The organism is Pseudomonas sp. NPDC087358, assembly GCF_044900785.1.
Taxonomy (GTDB): Bacteria; Pseudomonadota; Gammaproteobacteria; order Pseudomonadales; family Pseudomonadaceae; genus Aquipseudomonas.
Genome location: NZ_JBJDOA010000002.1, coordinates 67,378 through 85,753, shown reverse-complemented (window position 1 = coordinate 85,753; position 18,376 = coordinate 67,378). Strand labels below are relative to the sequence as shown.

The 18,376-nt window shown below is 60.5% G+C and carries 12 protein-coding genes and 1 pseudogene; 4 read left to right on the top strand and 9 right to left on the bottom strand.

The genetic code is table 11. The features are described from left to right. Positions 1-26: 26 nt before the first annotated feature. Positions 27-2,120, top strand: a complete 2,094-nt coding sequence (gene pta / locus ACI2KS_RS03995; RefSeq protein WP_404617428.1) for a phosphate acetyltransferase — start codon at positions 27-29, stop codon at positions 2,118-2,120. 83 nt (positions 2,121-2,203) lie between these two features. Next, positions 2,204-3,106: an acyltransferase gene (locus tag ACI2KS_RS03990; RefSeq protein WP_404617426.1), complete on the top strand. Its 903-nt coding sequence runs from the start codon at positions 2,204-2,206 to the stop codon at positions 3,104-3,106. An 83-nt stretch (positions 3,107-3,189) separates the two neighbouring features. On the opposite strand, the gene ACI2KS_RS03985 is transcribed toward ACI2KS_RS03990, so the two are convergent. The 4 genes and pseudogenes from ACI2KS_RS03985 to ACI2KS_RS03970 all read right to left on the bottom strand — a co-directional run. Beyond that, positions 3,190-3,888, bottom strand: coding sequence for an OmpA family protein (locus ACI2KS_RS03985; protein ID WP_404617424.1), 699 nt, complete (start codon positions 3,886-3,888; stop codon positions 3,190-3,192). Between the two features lie 108 nt (positions 3,889-3,996). Then, positions 3,997-4,641 carry an MBL fold metallo-hydrolase gene (locus tag ACI2KS_RS03980; RefSeq protein WP_404617422.1) on the bottom strand — a complete coding sequence of 215 codons (645 nt, stop codon included), beginning with the start codon at positions 4,639-4,641 and terminating at the stop codon, positions 3,997-3,999. A gap of 217 nt (positions 4,642-4,858) precedes the next feature. After that, entirely contained in the window at positions 4,859-5,182 is a 324-nt protein-coding gene (locus ACI2KS_RS03975; protein ID WP_404618461.1) for a CZB domain-containing protein, read from the bottom strand. Between the two features lie 93 nt (positions 5,183-5,275). Further along, positions 5,276-5,614, bottom strand: a pseudogene (locus tag ACI2KS_RS03970) (methyl-accepting chemotaxis protein); the annotation flags it as partial. An 846-nt stretch (positions 5,615-6,460) separates the two neighbouring features. Between ACI2KS_RS03970 and ACI2KS_RS03965 the strand changes: the two are divergent. Continuing rightward, the gene (locus tag ACI2KS_RS03965; RefSeq protein ID WP_404617420.1) at positions 6,461-7,666 is read left to right on the top strand and encodes an HD-GYP domain-containing protein; all 1,206 of its coding nucleotides are present in this window, start codon (positions 6,461-6,463) and stop codon (positions 7,664-7,666) included. Positions 7,667-7,718: 52 nt separating this feature from the next. Here ACI2KS_RS03965 and ACI2KS_RS03960 read toward each other — a convergent pair whose 3' ends face one another. The 5 genes from ACI2KS_RS03960 to ACI2KS_RS03940 form a co-directional block, all read right to left on the bottom strand. Further along, on the bottom strand, positions 7,719-10,478 hold the full coding sequence (locus ACI2KS_RS03960; protein WP_404617418.1) for a LuxR C-terminal-related transcriptional regulator: 2,760 nt from the start codon (positions 10,476-10,478) through the stop codon (positions 7,719-7,721). A gap of 567 nt (positions 10,479-11,045) precedes the next feature. Beyond that, complete coding sequence (locus ACI2KS_RS03955; RefSeq protein ID WP_404618459.1) at positions 11,046-12,410, bottom strand: DUF1329 domain-containing protein; 1,365 nt, start codon at positions 12,408-12,410, stop codon at positions 11,046-11,048. Between the two features lie 15 nt (positions 12,411-12,425). Continuing rightward, entirely contained in the window at positions 12,426-14,348 is a 1,923-nt protein-coding gene (locus tag ACI2KS_RS03950; RefSeq protein WP_404617416.1) for a DUF1302 domain-containing protein, read from the bottom strand. Between the two features lie 367 nt (positions 14,349-14,715). Continuing rightward, positions 14,716-16,392 (bottom strand): fatty acid--CoA ligase, encoded by a 1,677-nt coding sequence (locus ACI2KS_RS03945; protein ID WP_404617414.1) that lies wholly within the window; start codon positions 16,390-16,392, stop codon positions 14,716-14,718. A 244-nt stretch (positions 16,393-16,636) separates the two neighbouring features. Continuing rightward, the gene (locus ACI2KS_RS03940; RefSeq protein WP_404617412.1) at positions 16,637-17,266 is read right to left on the bottom strand and encodes a LysE family translocator; all 630 of its coding nucleotides are present in this window, start codon (positions 17,264-17,266) and stop codon (positions 16,637-16,639) included. A gap of 87 nt (positions 17,267-17,353) precedes the next feature. On the opposite strand from ACI2KS_RS03940, the gene ACI2KS_RS03935 reads away from it, so the two are divergent. Beyond that, positions 17,354-18,319 carry a 2-hydroxyacid dehydrogenase gene (locus ACI2KS_RS03935; protein WP_404617410.1) on the top strand — a complete coding sequence of 322 codons (966 nt, stop codon included), beginning with the start codon at positions 17,354-17,356 and terminating at the stop codon, positions 18,317-18,319. Positions 18,320-18,376: the final 57 nt, after the last annotated feature.

Genomic DNA, 18,376 nt, shown 5'->3' with positions numbered 1-18,376 from the left:
TGCACGCTCACCTTCGAGAAGCCCGCATGCAGACTTTCTTTATCGCACCCACAGACTTCGGTGTGGGTTTGACGTCCATCAGCCTGGGGCTGGTGCGCACCCTGGAGCGCGCCGGACTCAAGGTCGGCTTTTTCAAACCCATCGCCCAACCGCATCCCGGCGACCTGGGACCGGAGCGCTCGACTGAGCTGATCGCCCGCACCCATGGGCTCAAGCCGCCAAAACCGCTGGCGCTTGCGCATGTCGAACGCATGCTTGGCGAAGGTCAGCTGGACGAGCTGCTGGAAGAAATCATCAACCTCTACCAAGAGGCGTCCATCGGCCGCGACGTGTTGATCGTCGAAGGCATGGTGCCGACCCGCACAGCCAGCTACGCCGCGCGGGTCAACCTGCACATGGCCAAAGCGCTGGACGCCGAAGTGATCCTGGTCTCGGCCCCGGAAAACGAGGTGCTGACCGAGCTTTCCGGGCGCGTCGAACTGCAGGCGCAGATGTTCGGCGGGCCGAAAGACCCGAAAGTATTGGGCGTGATCCTCAACAAGGTGCGCACCGACGAAAGCATGGAAGCGTTTTCCGCGCGGCTCAAAGAGCACTCGCCACTGCTGCGCAGCGGAGATTTCCGCCTGCTGGGCTGCATTCCCTTCCAGGCCGACCTGAATGCGCCGCGCACCCGTGACGTGGCAGAATTGCTGGGCGCTCAGGTAATCAACGCCGGCGACTACGAACAGCGCCGCATGTCCAAGATCATCATTTGCGCGCGGACCGTGCTCAATACCCTGCAACTGCTCAAACCGGGGGTGTTGGTGGTGACGCCGGGCGACCGCGACGACATCATCCTCGCGGTGAGCCTTGCGACCATGAACGGCGTGCCCCTGGCCGGCCTGCTGCTGACCAGCGACACCCTGCCCGATCCCCGCATCATGGACCTGTGCCGCGGCGCGCTGCAGGCGGGTTTGCCGGTGCTCTCGGTCAGCACCGGCTCGTACGACACCGCGAACCAGCTTAATCAGCTGAACAAGGAAATTCCGATCGACGACCGCGAGCGTGCGGAAATCATCACCGACTTCGTTGCCAGTCATCTGGACGCCAACTGGCTGCATCAGCGTTGCGGCACTCCCCGCGAGATGCGCCTGTCGCCGGCGGTGTTCCGCTATCAGTTGATCCAGCGTGCGCAAGCCGCCAACAAGCGCATCGTTTTGCCCGAGGGCGCTGAGCCGCTGACCGTGCAGGCCGCTGCCATCTGTCAAGCGCGTGGTATCGCGCGGTGTGTGCTGCTGGCCAAACCCGAAGACGTTCAGGCGGTGGCCCGCGCCCAAGGCATCGAGCTTCCGCCGGGCCTGGAAATTCTCGACCCGGATCAGATCCGCGAGCGCTATGTGGCGCCGATGGTCGATCTGCGCAGAAGCAAAAGCCTCAACGCGCCGATGGCCGAGCAACAGCTGGAGGATCCGGTGGTGATCGGCACCATGATGCTGGCGCTCGATGAGGTCGACGGTCTGGTTTCCGGGGTCATCCATTCGACCGCCAATACCATCCGTCCGGCCTTGCAACTGATCAAGACCGCGCCGGGTTGCACGCTTGTGTCCTCGGTGTTTTTCATGTTGTTCCCCGAGCAGGTGCTGGTCTACGGCGACTGCATCATGAACCCGCATCCGACCGCCCATGAGCTGGCGGAAATTGCCGTGCAGAGCGCCGATTCGGCGGTGGCCTTCGGTCTGTCGCCGCGGGTGGCGATGATCAGCTATTCCAGCGGCAACTCTGCCAGTGGCGAGGAGGTGGAAAAGGTTCGTGAAGCCACGCAGCTGGCTCGGGAAACCCAACGCACCCTGTTGATCGACGGCCCGCTGCAATACGATGCCGCCGCCAACGAACATGTCGCCCGGCAACTGGCACCCGACAGCCCCGTCGCCGGTCGCGCCAATGTGTTCGTGTTCCCCGACCTCAACACCGGCAACACCACCTATAAAGCGGTGCAGCGCAGTGCCGACTGCGTGAGCCTGGGCCCGATGCTGCAAGGCCTGCGCAAACCGGTGAACGATCTGCCGCGAGGTGCCCAGGTCGACGACATTGTCTACACCATCGCCCTGACGGCGATTCAGGCGGCGACGTTGCCTCGGTAACCCTGTCCCGCCCTATCATTCACTCACAATAATGCCGCACGGGCATCCACCGGCGGCAGTCTTACCTCGGAGTTCGGTCCCTCATGGATTTCTTGCCCGCCCCTTTGCGCGGCGTCATTGCCTCGCTGCTGTTGGCGCTCAACACGATTGTCTGCTGTGCGCCATTGTTCGTCGTCGCCATCTTCAAGCTGTGCCTGCCTTTCCCGAGCGCGCAGAAAGCCACCGACTGGCTGATGAGCCACATCCACGAGGCGTGGATCAGCAACAACAAAGCCTGGATGAACCTGCTCGACCATACCCGCTGGCACCTCAGCGGGCTGGAAGGCCTGGATTACCAACACTCCTACCTGGTGACCAGTAACCACCAGAGCTGGGTCGATATCATGGTCTTGCAATACGTGCTCAACCGGCGCATTCGTCCGCTCAAGTTCTTCCTCAAGCAGGAGTTGATCTGGGTGCCGGTGATCGGCCTTGCATGGTGGGCACTGGGCTTCCCGTTCATGAAGCGCTACAGCAAGGCCTACCTGGCCAAACACCCGGAGAAGAAAGGCAAGGATCTGCAGACCACCCGCCGCACTTGTGCGAAGTTTCGCAACAGCTCTGTAGGTATTTTCAACTTTGTCGAAGGCACACGTTTCACCAAGGCAAAACACGCGCAGCAGAATTCGCCGTTTCGTTACCTGTTGAAACCCAAGGCAGGCGGCATCGCCTTTGTGCTAGATGCCATGGGCGAGCAGCTGGAATCGATCGTCAACGTGACCATCCATTATCCGGACGGCCAGCCGGGCTACTGGGACCTGCTCTGCGGCAGGGTCCGTGAAGTGGTCGCGCATTTTGAAGAAGTGCAGATCCCGGCGCAGTTCATAGGCAAGAGCTACGACCAGGACGAGGTCTACCGCGTGGAGTTTCAGCAGTGGATCAACCGGCTATGGGAAGAGAAGGACGCCCTGCTCGGGCAGATGCACGAACGATATCCGTGGCACTGAACATCGGAACATTGTGTTGCAGCAATTGCATTCAAACAAAACCCCGGCACCAGGGCCGGGGTTGTGGATGTCACTGAAACACCTTACTGCTGCTGATACTGCTGACCAGGAATCGGCTTGAGGTTGACCTCTACGCGACGGTTCTGGGCACGGCCATTGACATCGGCGTTGCTGGCAATTGGCGAATCCGGGCCGGCACCACGGACCGAAAGGTGCGCAGCATCCACACCCTGGGAAGTCAGGTAAGTCGCCACGCTCTGGGCCCGCTGCTGCGACAGATCCATGTTGTGCTGGCGGCTGCCGGTGCTGTCGGTGTAACCGACGATCTCGATCATGTTCTGGTTGTACTGCTTCAACGAACCCGCCAGATTGTTCAGCGGCGAGTAGAAGCTGCTGGCGATGGCCGAAGAGTCGGTGGCGAACGTGATGTTACCTGGCATCACCAGCTTGATGGTGTCGCCCTGGCGCTGCACTTCGACACCGGTGTTGGCCATGCTGGCACGCAGCGCAGCTTCCTGTTTGTCGGCGTAGTAACCATAACCGGCAGCACCCGCGCCCACCACCGCGGCGCCGATCAGCGCGCCCTTGCCACGGTTGTTATGGTCGATGGCAGCACCGGCGACAGCGCCGGCCAGCGCACCCAGCCCACCGTATTTGGCGGTCTTGCTCACGCCGCCAGAGTTCTGCGCCTGCCCCTGGTTATCGTAAGGGTTTTGCGTTGCGCAGCCGGAGAGCACGGCAAAGGCCGTAGCGGCGATGATCAAACGGCGAAAGGTAAACATCAGGGAAAGCTCCTGTTTTGCTTTTCTACGGTCAACGTCCAGACCGAACGATATGCGCGATTAGAGCATGCAGACCGTTAAAAATTCCTTAACCGCGCCTGAACGATTTCAGGCCCTGACGAAAGGGTTCTCGCGCATCTCATCACCCAGCCGGGTGTCCGGTCCGTGGCCAGTCACCACCGTCGCGTCCTCGTCCAGCGTGTACAGCCGCTGCTTGATCGAGCGCACGATCGTCGCCTGATCACCGCCCCACAAATCAGTGCGCCCCACCCCACGCTTGAATAAGGTATCGCCTGCGATCAGCAGCCCGGCATCCTCGAACCAGAAACTCATCGACCCCGGCGTATGCCCGGGGGTATGCAATGCCACACCGCAGCCACAGGCCAGTTCCTCATCGTCCGCCAACCAGCGATCCGGTGGCGGCACCGGCACATAGGGCACACGAAACACCTGACACTGCGTTTCAAGGTTGTCCCACAGGAACTGATCCTCCTTATGCAGGTGCAACGTCGCGCCGGTCTTCTCCTTCAACTGCCCCGACGCCAGGAAATGGTCCAGATGCGCATGGGTATGAATGATGCTGACCACTTTCAGACCATGTGCTTCGAGCTTGGCCAGAATCAACTCGTGATTACCGCCGGGATCGACCACGATCGCCTGCTTGGTCAACGGATCGCCGATGATCGTGCAGTTGCACTGCAACGGGCCGACGGGGAAGGTTTCGCGGATGAGGGTGGGTTTGGGGGTTTGCATGGCGTTCCTGTAAGTCAACTAAACCTGAGATCGGCACATGTAGCCCTGCTGCGCCGTGCCAATGAGGTGGAGAAATTCAGCAAGCTCCTACGCTCGGCCAGCGCCCAAGCAATGTGCATTGACTGCGTTTTAGCATGACAACCGCGCGCAAGCAGCAAGCTTTCGATTCGCTTGGTTACAAGGTGGGAACCGCGCTTGCCCGGTCTTCAACCTCTACTCACCCAGCCAACCGCGACTTCAATAACACCTTCACCGCCTGCATCACCGTCACGTTGGCGGCTTCCATTTTTGCGACATGCTCAAGGGTCTGTTCGAGCTCTCCTTGTGCGTGAGCATCAATGGCCGCCTGGCCGCTGGTGTGGACCTGTTGGTGCGGGATCTCAAGGCGACGGAATTCGGCAGTGCGCTGGTGCTGGATGTCCTGTTGTTCGTAGTACCACTTACCGAACAGACACTGGGTTTCGTCGGGCAGGACCAAGGGCTCGGCCCGGGGGTTGAGCAGGCGGTCATAAACGGCGACTTTAAGGGTGAGTTCCTGCATGTTGGCAAGTTCGACCCTGGACAGCAGGTGCGATTGGTCGATTTCACGTTGCATGGTCTGGGCTTCGCCATACATGCCAGCCATCGCTTGCGCGGTTTGGTCGATGACGGTGGCGAATGCGCCTGACGCTCGGCTCTGTTCGCCGATCGCTTGTTTGGCAACGCTGATGTCCTGCTGGATCGCGGTGGTTTCCTTGACGATTTCCTGGGTTGCCTGAGCGGTTTTCTCCGCGAGATGGCGCACTTCCCCGGCCACCACAGCAAACCCGCGTCCCGATTCGCCTGCCCGCGCCGCTTCGATGGCCGCATTGAGCGCCAGCAAGTTGGTCTGGCGGGCGATGTCGCTGATCAGGACGACGATGCGGTCGATCTCGCCAGCGCGGCCGACCAGATGGTTGATCACCTGTTCCAGCGCATCGACCCCCGCCTCCATGACCTTCGATTGTTCCTGCAGGTGCAGAATCTGCTCACGATTGTCGACGGCCGAACGGGCGACCTTATCCGCCCGCTGGTGATTGATCTGCAGCTGGTGGTTGAGGCTGGAGAAGGACTCACTGACGTGGGCCAGTGAGTTGCCGCAAGTCAGCAGGTTCTCCGACAGGCCACGGTAGAAATCACGCTGGCGCCGATCGTCCTTGCGCAGTTCGCCGAGCTCTCGGATCGACGCTTCAATCTCATCCGCCGTTGGCCCGCACGGCATTGACGACGCATGAACGGGCTGCGGCGTGACCGCCTTTTTACGCCAAACGAAATTCATCCTTCCCCCCAGCACCCGGCAGACGCGGGTGAAAGCGCGGAAAATACGGCTGGGGACAGCCACAGGGAAAGCGCCAATTGTGCGAAAAACCCCAAGACCGCGGCCCGCCAACAGGTGTGGACAGCCAAGGTGCTCCGCCACCCGACCGGTTGCCCACCCATAGCGGTCACCAACGGGAACTGATGGGCACCTCAGTAATCGCCGCCCGAGCAAACGACCGTCAATGCGTCTGCAAAAGCCTTCAGGCGGATGGATATCACCTCCAGCGAACAGCGCTGATTATTTTATTTCTCTGATTTATCCGTGTGTTGCGCAGACCACAGTGCGATAAGCCTCTGTTTTTCATGCACAAGGTGGAAATCCGGGCATTTGGGGCCACACTTTTCGTTGATGTATTTTTCAAAAATCCCCTCCTATACTGGCAATGCGCAATCATAGGGATGTGTGGCGTTCGAGCTGATGAAACATCTATTCGATGACCTTGCAAGGTAGCCCAGACCCAATGCGCAAAGAGCAGGTTTGATGCTAAGAAAAATCGCTGTCGCTGATCTCACGCTGGGTATGTACATCCACGAATTCTGCCGTCCGCGGGCAAACGATCCGTTCTGGACCTTGCATGTCGAGCGCGAACTGCGTGATGAAGCGGTGCTGCAACGCATCCAGCAGTCGAGCCGCGAAGTGTGGATTGACACAGGTCGGGGGAACAGCCCCGATGAGCCGAATCCGCCGCAGGTACAAGCGCCGACAACAGTCGCTCTCGGCGACACCGCGCCGGCCAGCATGGACGAGGAACTGGCTCGCGCCCGACTGATCTGCGGCCGCGCCAAGGCCGCCGTCATGACCATGTTCAGCGATGCCCGTATGGGCCGTTCGATGAATACAGAAGATGTCGATCTGCTGGTCGAAGAAATCTCCAACTCGGTAATGCGTCATCCCCATGCGCTGATCAGCCTGTCGCGACTGAAAACCTCCGACGAGTACACCTACATGCATTCGGTCGCGGTCTGCGCGCTCATGGTGGCACTGGCGCGGCAGATGGGCTTGAGTGACGATCAGGTACGCGAGGCGGGCGTTGCCGGACTGATGCACGACGTGGGCAAGATGATGATTGCGCCGGCGATCCTCAACAAACCTGATCGTCTGACGGCCGAAGAATACCAGGCCATGAAATATCACCCGCAGGCCGGGCACAAGATTCTCAAGGGGAGCCAGCAAGTCACCGCCGTAGTAAAGGATGTGTGCCTGCACCACCATGAAAAAATGGACGGCAGCGGGTACCCACATGGCCTGAAGGGTGAAGAGATCAGTATGTTCGCCAGGATGAGTGCCATCTGCGACGTTTATGATGCGGTGACCTCGGACCGCCCATACAAAAAAGGCTGGGACGCTGCCAGTTCGATCCGCGAGATGGCGTCCTGGAGGGGCCACTTCGATGAACAGATTTTTCAGCACTTCGTCAAAACGATCGGCATCTACCCGGTCGGCACCTTGGTACGCCTGAAAAGCGAGCGTTTGGGCGTGGTCATCGAGCAGAGCGAGCAATCACTGCTGCGCCCCAAGGTCAAGGTCTTCCTGTCCACCCACAGCCGCGCATCCTTGGAGCCGAAAGTCGTCGACCTCACCCATCCGCTGGAACAGGACGCCATCGTCAAGTTCGAGCTGGCAGCCGATTGGGGTATCGAGGATGTGGACAGGATGTGGGCCGCAGACGCGGCGACCCCCGTATAGGCCCGGCACGATCGGCCTTGAATTCGCCGTGCCGCGTTGCGCCGATCAGGTGTTACCCCAACAAGCCCAACTCCTGCGCTCGCGCAACCGCCTGTGTCCTGCGTTCGACCCCCAGCTTGCTGTTGATGTGGCTGGCATGGGTTTTCACGGTGTGCAGCGAAATGAAGAGTCGCTCACTGATTTCCTGATTGGAGCAGCCTTGAGCGATCAGTTGCAGCACGCCGAGTTCGCGTGCGCTGAGTGAATCGCTGCCATGACAGCCAGCGGGCTCGAGCGGGTCGCGCACGCTTGGCGATTCTTTGCCAGGGCTGGGCGGCAAATGGTCGAGCAAGTACTCGACCAGTCTGCACAGGGGGCGTTTGAGCAGCCGCTCCCGCAGCCAGTCAGGGTGCTTGCGGATCAGCCCCTGAAGGGGCAGCAAGGCGCCACCCGCCGCAGCCTGAAGGCTGCGATCAAGCAGAGGGTCGGCGCGGGCACGATCAGGCGTATTCAGCAGCAACAGCATGTGTTGGCTCATGGCGTTCAGGCATAGCAGGCCGGCGCCTGTCTGCCGCGCGTATTCTTCCAGCTCGGCCAGGCGCTCAGACGACTGTTCCACCCGGTCCTGAATCTGGTCGAGCATGGCGCGCAACAGTTCGATGTGTTGCGGCATCTGCGGCATGCACTCCGGCGCGGCAGCCGGATGATCGCCGCCATAGGTCTGGCCCAGACGCAGCAACCAGGCGTCGGCCAGGTCGATTCGCCCCTGAGCCAGCCACAGTTCGCATTTGGCCAGGGTGATCATCGCCAGGTAGTAGACCGGCGGCACATCCCATATGTGCATCAGCCGCTCGGCTTCGGCAAGTTCGGCAAACGCCTGGGCGAACCGCCCTTCCCTGCCTTCAAGGCCGGCAATCACGCAATGACCGATCAACACGCTGATATCGCGACAGGCGCGCGCCTCGGCCAGGCCCGCGACCAGCCGCGCCCGTCCGGCGTCGGGCTGCAGACACTGGACCAGCAGGTACCCTTCGTACAGCGTCAATCGGGCCCGCACCGCGTACAGCCGTTGCGAGGATAGCGCCGTCAACCGACTCAAGCCCTGTCGCACTTGTTCCAGCGCGCGTAACGTTTCACCCCGCGCTTGCAGGGTACGAGCACGGTCGTAGTGCGCCAGTGCTTCGAACAACGGATTGGCGACCCGTTGCGCCAGCTCCAGTGCGTCACGATTGAGTGCTCGAGCGCGCCATAGATCCCCTTCGGCAATCGCCAGATTGGCCAGGGTCGACAAGCACAGCAGGCGCTGGCCGTAGCGCTTTTGCGGAAGGCTGGTCAACGCCTCGCTGCAATAGCGACGTGCCGTATCGCTGTCACCGCGGCCTCGGGCAATGATGCCGCTGAGCGCCAGCCACTGGGCGAGCATGGACTTCTGTGCGGTTGCCGACGGCGCAGGCAGAAACCGGCTCAGGTGATTGCCCAGTTCTTCGGCCGCATCCAGCTGGCAGGCCAGGCCCAACGCCCAGGCGTACAGCACGATCAGGCGAGGCGTGCTGATCAGCAGGCTGTCAGGTAAGTCCATCTTCCAGCGCAACAACATGCCGACGTTCTGTTCGGCCAGCAGTTGTTCTTCGGAAAGGTTCTGCACCAGATTGGCGGCGACATCGGGGTGGCCGGCGCGCAGCGCCTGTTCGATCGCTTCGTCCAGCAGTCCCTGCTCACTAAACCAGCGACAGGCATTGAGGTGCAGTCGTGTCTGCTGCGGCGCCACGGTGTTGCCGGCACGCGCCCGGAGCAGATCGGAGAATAAATGATGGTAGCGAAACCAGCGCCCATGTTCGTCCAGCGGCACCAGAAACACCTGGTGCGCTTGCAGAAAGCCGAGCATCTCTGCGCTGTCGTGGCTGTCTCGGGCGGCATTGCACAACGCACTGCAGAACCGCTCAAGGCAGGCGGTTTCATAAAGGAAGGCCTGAACGTGCGCAGGCAGGCAGTCGATGACCTCCTCCAGCAGGTAGTCACGGATCAGCCCTTCGCCGCCGTTAAGCTCCTGGGTCAGGGTGTTGCTGCCCGCTTCGGTGGCCGCCAACAGCCAGAACCGCAAACCGGCAACCCAGCCCTCACTGCGCTGCAGCAGCGTGTGCAACGCTTCTTCAGTCAGTGAATTACTGTGTTGATCCAGCACCGCCAGCGACTCGTCATCGGTCAGGCGCAAGTCCTGCTCGGACAATTCAAGCAATTGCCGCGACAGCCGCAGACGCGCCAGATGCCAATCCGGACGCTGTCGACTGGTGACCATGACGATCAGGCCGGCAGGCAGATGATTGAGCAGAAACTGCAGGCAGCGATCCAGTACCGGGCCTTGCACCAGATGGTAGTCGTCGAGCACCAGCAGCAGCGGCTTGCTCAACATCAGATGCATGGTCAATTCGTCCAGCAGACCGTCGAGCCACTCTTCGAATGCGAACGGTTGGTGACGCTGACGCATTTTCAGCAGACCAAGCGCCTGACTTCCCAGCTGGGGGAAGAACTGCTGAAGACCAGATAAAAGACGTTCAAGGAAACGCCCGGGATCGCTGTCGCGCTGGCTCAGGCCCAGCCACAGGTTTTGCCACTGGCCGGGCAGGCTCTGACAGAACTCTACCGCCAGCGAGCTTTTGCCAAAGCCGGCAGGGGCGCTGACCAGCAACAGGCGCCCGGACAGACCTGCACTCAGGCGTTCGCAGAGGCGCGGCCGGGGCACGTAACCTTCGGGCAATGGGGGGCGGAAGAAACGTCCTTCCAACGCAGTGACTGCGTGATTTGCGAATCCTTGCAAACGCGACAGATCAGTCATGGCCGGCTCTTGTTGGAAGTGCTTGTTATTCGGCGTTCAGATGTCGGGAGACTAGCGGCTATGTCAGCGCTTTTGAAGATTGTTCGACGAAAGACTGTAAGAAAACATATCCAATCAACAAGGCGAATGTTGCTTTATATGTTTGGGGAGGGGATGAGGCGTCTGTCAAGGCTTCTGCCCGCAGGGTTCGGTCAGAATCAACAGCACGCGGCGATAGATGTCGACTGCTTCTGCCCGGAGGGCGTGGGAGTCCGCCGGAGTGGCGCTCCACCTTGCCGACGATCTGGCGCGAAGCGCCAGCTAATCCTGTGAATGGTATAGACCTGACCCAACGAGTTGTCTGATTCTCCGCCGGTGCCCGGCAGATCGTCCGGATGCGGCCCAGAGACAAGCCACGCTCCCACGGGCTGCGCCCAGAATCAAAAGCCTAAAAAAAACACCCCGACGAATCGGGGTGCTTTCTTCTTGCCACTATGGGGTTCAACCATAGGATAAAGCGGCGCAAGACGACCGTGCGCTGTAGCTGTGATCAACGGTGCACGACGTTGCGCCCATTCGGTCACACGATCAGCGCACACCGTCCTGACGCAGCGCGTTAGGCTGGAAGTCGCTGGTGCTGGCGGTGAAGCCGAAGTCGTAGGCGCGCTTCTCTTCGTTCTTCATGCCCAACGCCAGATACCGGCCCGATTGCAGGTCGTACAGGGTCTCTACGGCATACCACGGCACTTGTTTGTCGTAGTAGTTTTCGGCATGCGCCTCGGCGACGCGCCACAGTTGGCCGCGACCGTCGTAGTGATCGATCACCGCTGCCTGCCAGGTATCTTCGTCGATGAAGAAATCGCGCTTGGCGTAGATATGGCGTTGACCTTCCTTGAGGGTCGCCGTCACGTGCCAGACGCGACGCAGCTCATAGCGCGCCAGGTCCTGATTGATGTGCCCGGCCTTGATGATGTCGGCATATTTGAGCTTGGGATCGTCAAGCTTGTAGCTGTCGGAGGCGATGTACATTTCTTGCTTGCCGATCAGCTTCCAGTCGTAACGGTCAGGCGCGCCGTTGTACATGTCCAGGTTGTCGGAGGTACGCAGACCGTCGGCGGCGGTGCCTGGTCCGTCGTAGGACACTTGCGGCGCCCGGCGCACGCGACGTTGGCCGGCGTTGTAGACCCACGCCGAGCGTGGTTCTTTTACCTGATCGAGGGTTTCATGGACCAACAACACGGAGCCGGCCAGGCGCGCTGGCGCTGTCACTTCCTGCTTGAAGTAGAACAGCACGTTGCCAGGGTTCTTCGGATCGTAGTCTTTCATCTTGTCACGGAAGACGAACTGGTCCTTGAAATAAACCGGGCTGAACGAGCCGTTGGTTTGCGGCGTCGCCTGAATCACCAGACGCGTGACGCTGCCGCCGCGGTAACGGGTGATGTGGTTCCAGATGACTTCCAGCCCGCTTTGCGGAATCGGGAACGGCACGGCGGTCTCGAAGTTTTCCAGGCCGTTGCCGCCGCTGACCAGCTTGGTGTTGGCGGCGTTCTTCTTGATGGAAGCGAACACATCAGCCGGCACGGTCGCGCCACGGTGTGATGGGTAGACCAGCATCTTGAAGGTGTCCGGGTAACGCTTGAACATCGCGTATTGGCCCGGCGCCAGGTTGTTCTTGTACTGTTCCACGTTTTGCGCGGTGATGGTGAACAGCGGTTTTTCGCTGGCGTACGGGTTGGCCAGAAAGCCTTTGTCATCGACAGCGCCGGCGTTGGTCGCCATCGGGCTCCAGGCAGGAATGGTGTTGGCCGCGTTGCCGGCCTTTTCCGCGCCCATGGGCGTCAGGGTGGTGCCCAGCTTGGCCACTTCATCGGCAGAGACCGCAGCCATTACACCGGTAGCCAGCAATGACAGGCCCAGTACTCCGACGTGCAACAGGCCCTTGGTGATTTTCATGTTCATGGTCGTTCCTTAGAAGTTCATACCGAAGCTGAGGGCCACGAAGTCGCGGTCATCCACTGTGGTGTACTTACCGTCGAAGAAGTTGGTGTAGGAAAGGTTGGCGGTGTAGGTGTTCTGATACTCCGCTTCCAGACCCAGGCTGACCGCCTTGCGACCCTCTTCAAAGTTGCCGCCAGGACCTGGCGAATAACCGTCGACGTCGTGAGACCAGGCCACGCTTGGCTTGAGGTTCACACCGGCAAACACGCTGTTGTAATCCCAGATGGCGCGAGCGCGATAACCCCATGAATCCGTGGTGGTGAAGCCATCGTTTTCGCAATAGCGGCTGACGTTATTGAGCGGTGCGCCGGCCAAGGTGCTGACGTTGAGGGCAGTACATTGGCCATTGGGCAGCGGGCCCGGACCGTAGCTGGGGTCACGGCCATAGCGCAGTTTGGAGGTGCTCTCCAGACCGCCGACGTGGGTCCAGCCTACCTCGCCGACTACGGTCAGACGCTCGGCACCCATCACCTGATCGAAGAAGTGCGTGAAGGTGGTCTGCGCCTGGCTGATCTCCTTGCGGCGATAGCCTTTCTGATCGGTATTGGGAGCGCCTTGCAACAGCGAAACGCTCGGGTTCAGCGGCGACAGGCCCGAATACAGGATATCGGTGGTATTGAGCTGTACCGGGGCATTCGGACGGTAACTGACCTCGCCACTCCACGCCGTGCCGGTGGGCAGGGTGGTGGAGAAGCTCAGGCCGAACAGGTGAATGTCTTCCGGGTATTCGACGTAGTAGCTGGAGTTGGCCGCAACGACCACCGGCAGCAGGGTCGGCGCCAAACTGGTGGCGACACCCAGCGGCACGCCCCGGCCCACCAGACCACCGACCAGGCCGGCGGCGCTATAGGCACTGGCTGGCCCGCCTTTGCCACTGAAGATCGGCAAACGGCTGTGGTAGTTCATGTAATAAGCGCCGAACTCGGTGTCCAGCGGCTCGAAGTTATAGTGCATGGCCAGGCCATATTGACCGCTGTCGCGGGCGTCACGGTCAGGACCACGGGCGACGATGGCACCCTCGTCGGGGTTGCCGAAGTTGACCCCGCGCGCAGCCAGGGTTGCCTGGACCGGCGCTCGCAGTGACGCTGGCAAGGCTGCGTTCAAGCTGTTGCGCGTGCGCAATACGGCCAGGTTGTTCGAGCAACCATCGGCGATCACGTCAGGCTGGGAGAAGAAGGTCCCGCAGTTGTCGACGACGGTCTGGTCCCATTCCAGCTGATAGAAGCCTTCGGCCGAGAGGTTTTCGGTCAGGCTCTGGGACAGGTAGAACATGTTGACCGGAATCAGGCCTTCCTTGATTTCCGAGCCAGGGCGGCGGAACGCCGAGACGTCGATCGGGTTGATGCTGTTGATGCCGCCGCCGATGAACGTGCTTTCACCCCAGTTGACCACCTGCTTGCCCAGACGCACCGAACCCGGTTCATCGGCAATGGAGTAGTTGTGGTAGACGAACGCGTCGAGCAATTCGAAACCTGAAGACTTTGCGGCCTCCTTGCGGCCAGAGTCGCTGATGTCCTTGAACTCGCGGCCTTCATCCTTGAGTTCGAAGTCGTACCAGTACTTGCCGCGCAGGAACACCCCGGTGTCGCCGTACTTCAATTCCAGATCGTGAATGCCCTTGAAGATCTTCGAAAAGGTTTCCCCGCTTTTGAAGTTCAGGTGGCCGTCATCGGAGGTCTGCGAAAGGCCGTGCCCGCCGTTGTTGGAGCCGATCAGGTTCTTGTTGGCGTTCTGTGTAGACCAGCTTGCGCCTACGGAGAGCGAGGAGTCGAAGTTACCTTCGATTTCACCGATGTTGAAACTGACGCCGAATGCAGGACCGGCGAGCGTGGAAGCGAGGCTGACGGCCAGAGGCAATCTTGCCCGGCGCCAGAACAGGTTTGCTGATGTCATCGACGCTACTCCATGTGCTTTTATTTTTATGGCAGTGGGTGCTTCCAGAAACGACTCAGGTGGACTGATCCGCAGTGCCTGGGTGTCAACGCGTATCGGGCAGCCCATGTAAAGCTGCTAAACGAAAAGGCGTTTTTCTCCGGTTCCTACCTACTGCCGACTATAGCCAGCAGGTGCTACTGCTTGATCCCTCTAAAGTGTGATTTACAGCGTCAAAGCCTCTGGCACGCCGATTTCGACGTGCCTGCCGGTATGGCAGAGGGAGAATGGCTGAATTTCGGGATTTGGCAAGGGAGACGCCGGGCGAGAGCGCTCGCGGCACATTGCCATGACCAAAGTCATGGCAATGAACGCGAAAAAAGAGGGGTCAGAGGGTGGAGAGGAATGCGCTGTTAGTACTCTGCCATTCGACGATGTCCAGGCGGATTCGCTTCTTGTCGAGCTTGCCGACACTGGTCTTGGGAATTTCGGTAACAAGGGCGATCTGGCTCGGAATCGCCCACTTGTTGATATGCCCCTGCTCCACGAATGGCTTGAGGTGTTCCTTCAACGCCTTGGCATCGATGACGTGCCCTTCATGGACTACCAGCAGTGCAAACGGCCGCTCGCCCCACTGCGGATCGGCAATCCCGACCACGGCCACTTCGCGCACCCCGGGGTGACGACTGCACAGGTCTTCGAGTTCCAGCGACGACACCCATTCACCGCCGGTCTTGATCACGTCCTTGATGCGGTCACGAATATCGATGCCACCCATGCTGTCCAGCGTCGCCACATCGCCTGTGTGCAGCCAGCCGCCGGCCCACAGCTCGGCGCCTTTTTCAGGTTCGCGGTAGTAGCCTTCGGTCAGCCATGGCGCGCGCAGGACCAATTCGCCCTGGGTCTCGCCATCGGAGGGCAGGAAGTTGCCCTCGCTGTCGACAATGGCCGCCTCGACCAGGACGCCCGGCGCACCGGCCTTGATCCGGTATGAGGTGCGCTCGTCTTCGCTGCCGGCCATCAATTCATCATCCAGGTGGGCCACTGATACCAACGGCCCGGTCTCGGACATGCCGTAGGCCGCGGTCAGCTGAATGCCTTTGGCCTTGGCCGCCTCATACAGCGAACGGTTGAGCGAGCTGCCGCCGATGATGATGTTCCAGCCGGTGAAGTCCACGTCTTTGGCGGCCTTGGCATTGAGCACCATCTGCATGATGGTCGGCACGCAATGAGAGAAATTGACCTTTTCCTTGCGCCACAACTCCACCAGCAGCTCAGGGTCGTAACGGCCGGGATAGACCTGCTTGACGCCCAGCATGGTCGCGGCATACGGCACCCCCCAGGCATGCACATGGAACATCGGGGTGATCGGCATGTAGACCTTGTCGGTGCCCAGCAGCCCTTCGACACTGCCCATGATCGTCGCCACTGCCAGGGTGTGCAGCACCAGTTGGCGATGGGTGAAGTACACGCCTTTGGGGTTGCCGGTGGTGCCGGTGGTGTAGAAGGTGGTCGCGACCGAGTTCTCGTCGAAATCCTCGAAGCGATACTGAGCACTCGCTGCCGCCAGCAGGGTTTCGTACTCGCCCATGAGGTTGGGCAAGTCGGCGGTCTTGTCCGCCGTGTCAGTGAGCAGCAGCGTCTTCTCGACAGTGGTCAGCTTGCTGGCGAAGCAGTTATAGAGCGGCACGAACTCGCTGTTGACCAGCACGAACTTGTCTTCAGCGTGGTTCATGGTGAACAGGATCTGGTCCGGCGACAAACGCACGTTGATGGTGTGGATCACGGCGCCGATCATTGGAATGGCAAACATGCATTCCAGATAACGATGGCTGTCCCAATCCATGACCGCCACGGTGTCGCCCGCTTTTACCCCCGCCTCAGTCAACACATTCGCCAGTCGGCAAATCCGCTCGTTGAGCGTCAGGTACGAATAGCGTGATTGGTCCCGGTAGACGATTTCCCGCGTTTTTTCATAGCGGCTGCCAGACATCAACAAGCGTTTGATCAACAGGGGGTACTGGTACGCGCCATCAGCTGGCGGAATCACGCGTGTCTGCAGCATAGGAATCCCTTTTCAAGATGCATTGGCGGTGCTGAAAATATGCACTCTAGGGCCTTCACCCGCCAGTCAAATCAGCCAAAGGGATGATTCGAATGACGAGTGACCATGCAGGCATTGCGCCATTTTAGAGGGCAAAACGGTCCTGCGTCGCTCGCTTGGTGGCATTTTCAGCCTGCCGGTGATGCACCGTGCAGGCTGTGATCGCGAGCAGGTTCTCTCGTGCAGGTAGACCGCGACGGGCCGATCAATGCATCTCGGTCAACGCAAGCTTCAGGCCCAGGGCTACCAGCACACCACCCATGGCGCGATCGAACCAGTGCCCCATGCGGGCAAAACCTGCGCGGACACGGGCCTGGCTGAACAGCCGTGCCACCAGGCAAAACCAGAGACCGGTCGCCGCCGCCAGGTACACACCGTAGCCGGCTTGAACCAGTAGCGGCGTGTGGGGATTGATCACCACAGTGAACAGCGACAGGAAGAACAGCGTGGCCTTGGGGTTCAGACCGTTGGTGACGAACCCTGCGGTGAAGGCGCCACGTGCCGTGCGCTCACCCTGAGCGATGTTCACCGGAGCGTCCGATGCACTGGCTGGCTTGGCGCGCAGGGCCTTGAAGCCGATATACAGCAGGTACGCCGCGGCCGCCCATTTGAGCGCGTTGAACAGCACGATGGATTGCGAAACGATCAGACCGATGCCCAGCAGCGAATAACCGACGTGCAGAAAGATTGCCGTGCCGACGCCCATGGCGGTGTAGGTGCCGGCCTTGCGACCATGGGTCACGCTTTCACGCACCACCACTGCGAAGTCCGGGCCGGGGCTGGCGACGGCGAGCAGGTGGATCAGGGCTACGGTGAAAAATTCCGTCCAGTACATCAATGGTCTCCAGGCTGTTTTGCGAGCGGCATGCTCTGGTAGGCTCGCACCTTACGCCTCCCACCATCCGAGCAAAAGGTACAGCTGATGGCCAGTCAACACAGAGCAGTTTTCCTGGATCACACTTCTTTGGATCTGGGCGACCTGGACCTGACCCCATGGCGTGAGACCTTCGGCGAACTGGTGCTGCACGCCAGTACGACAGCTGATCAGGTCATCGAAAGGCTGCAGGGTGCCGACGTGGCGATTTCCAACAAGATCATGATCGATGCCGCCGCGCTCGCCGCCTGCCCTGAGCTGAAACTGATCCTGGTGACCGCCACCGGCGTTAATAACGTGGACCTGGAAGCAGCACGCAGACATGGCGTGGTAGTGAGCAACTGCCAGGGTTACGGGACGCCATCCGTGGCGCAGCACACACTGATGCTGCTGCTGGCGATGGCCACCCGTCTGCCCGACTACCAACAGGCCATTCATCAAGGCCTGTGGCAGAAGTCCAGACAGTTTTGCCTGCTGGACTTTCCCATCGTCGAGCTGGAAGGCAAAACCCTGGGCCTGCTGGGCCATGGCGAACTGGGCGGCGCGGTGGCGAAACTTGCCCAAGCGTTCGGCATGCGTGTCTTGCTAGGGCAGATTCCCGGCCGTCCTGCCCGTCCCGACCGCGTCCCGCTGCACGAGTTGTTGCCACAAGTCGACGCCCTGACCCTGCACTGCCCGCTGAACGAACACACCCGCGACATGATCGGCGCCCATGAATTGAGCCTGTTCAAGCCCAAGGCGTTCATCGTCAATACCGCGCGCGGCGGTCTGATCAACGAACAAGCCCTGGCCGACGCCCTGCGCAATGGTCATCTGGGAGGCGCTGCTACCGACGTGCTGACCGTCGAGCCTCCGGTCAACGGCAATCCGCTGCTGTCAGGCGACATTCCTCGGCTGATCATCACCCCGCACAGCGCCTGGGGCAGTCAGGAGGCACGGCAACGGATCGTCGGGCAGGTCAATGACAATGCCAAAGCGTTCTATGCCGGCGCGCCGATTCGCGTGGTGGGGTGAACCCGCAGGCGTAGCTCGATCTGCTTTTGCCCGGAGGGCGTGGGAGCAAACTTACTC

Bases quoted from the DNA above. Each gene is read 5' to 3' on its own strand.
- pta (WP_404617428.1), top strand. From the start codon at position 27: ATGCAGACTTTCTTTATCGCACCCACAGACTTCGGTGTGGGTTTGACG.
- ACI2KS_RS03990 (WP_404617426.1), top strand. From the start codon at position 2,204: ATGGATTTCTTGCCCGCCCCTTTGCGCGGCGTCATTGCCTCGCTGCTG.
- ACI2KS_RS03985 (WP_404617424.1), bottom strand. From the start codon at position 3,888: ATGTTTACCTTTCGCCGTTTGATCATCGCCGCTACGGCCTTTGCCGTG.
- ACI2KS_RS03980 (WP_404617422.1), bottom strand. From the start codon at position 4,641: ATGCAAACCCCCAAACCCACCCTCATCCGCGAAACCTTCCCCGTCGGC.
- ACI2KS_RS03975 (WP_404618461.1), bottom strand. From the start codon at position 5,182: ATGCAGGAACTCACCCTTAAAGTCGCCGTTTATGACCGCCTGCTCAAC.
- ACI2KS_RS03965 (WP_404617420.1), top strand. From the start codon at position 6,461: ATGCTAAGAAAAATCGCTGTCGCTGATCTCACGCTGGGTATGTACATC.
- ACI2KS_RS03960 (WP_404617418.1), bottom strand. From the start codon at position 10,478: ATGACTGATCTGTCGCGTTTGCAAGGATTCGCAAATCACGCAGTCACT.
- ACI2KS_RS03955 (WP_404618459.1), bottom strand. From the start codon at position 12,410: ATGAAAATCACCAAGGGCCTGTTGCACGTCGGAGTACTGGGCCTGTCA.
- ACI2KS_RS03950 (WP_404617416.1), bottom strand. From the start codon at position 14,348: ATGACATCAGCAAACCTGTTCTGGCGCCGGGCAAGATTGCCTCTGGCC.
- ACI2KS_RS03945 (WP_404617414.1), bottom strand. From the start codon at position 16,392: ATGCTGCAGACACGCGTGATTCCGCCAGCTGATGGCGCGTACCAGTAC.
- ACI2KS_RS03940 (WP_404617412.1), bottom strand. From the start codon at position 17,266: ATGTACTGGACGGAATTTTTCACCGTAGCCCTGATCCACCTGCTCGCC.
- ACI2KS_RS03935 (WP_404617410.1), top strand. From the start codon at position 17,354: ATGGCCAGTCAACACAGAGCAGTTTTCCTGGATCACACTTCTTTGGAT.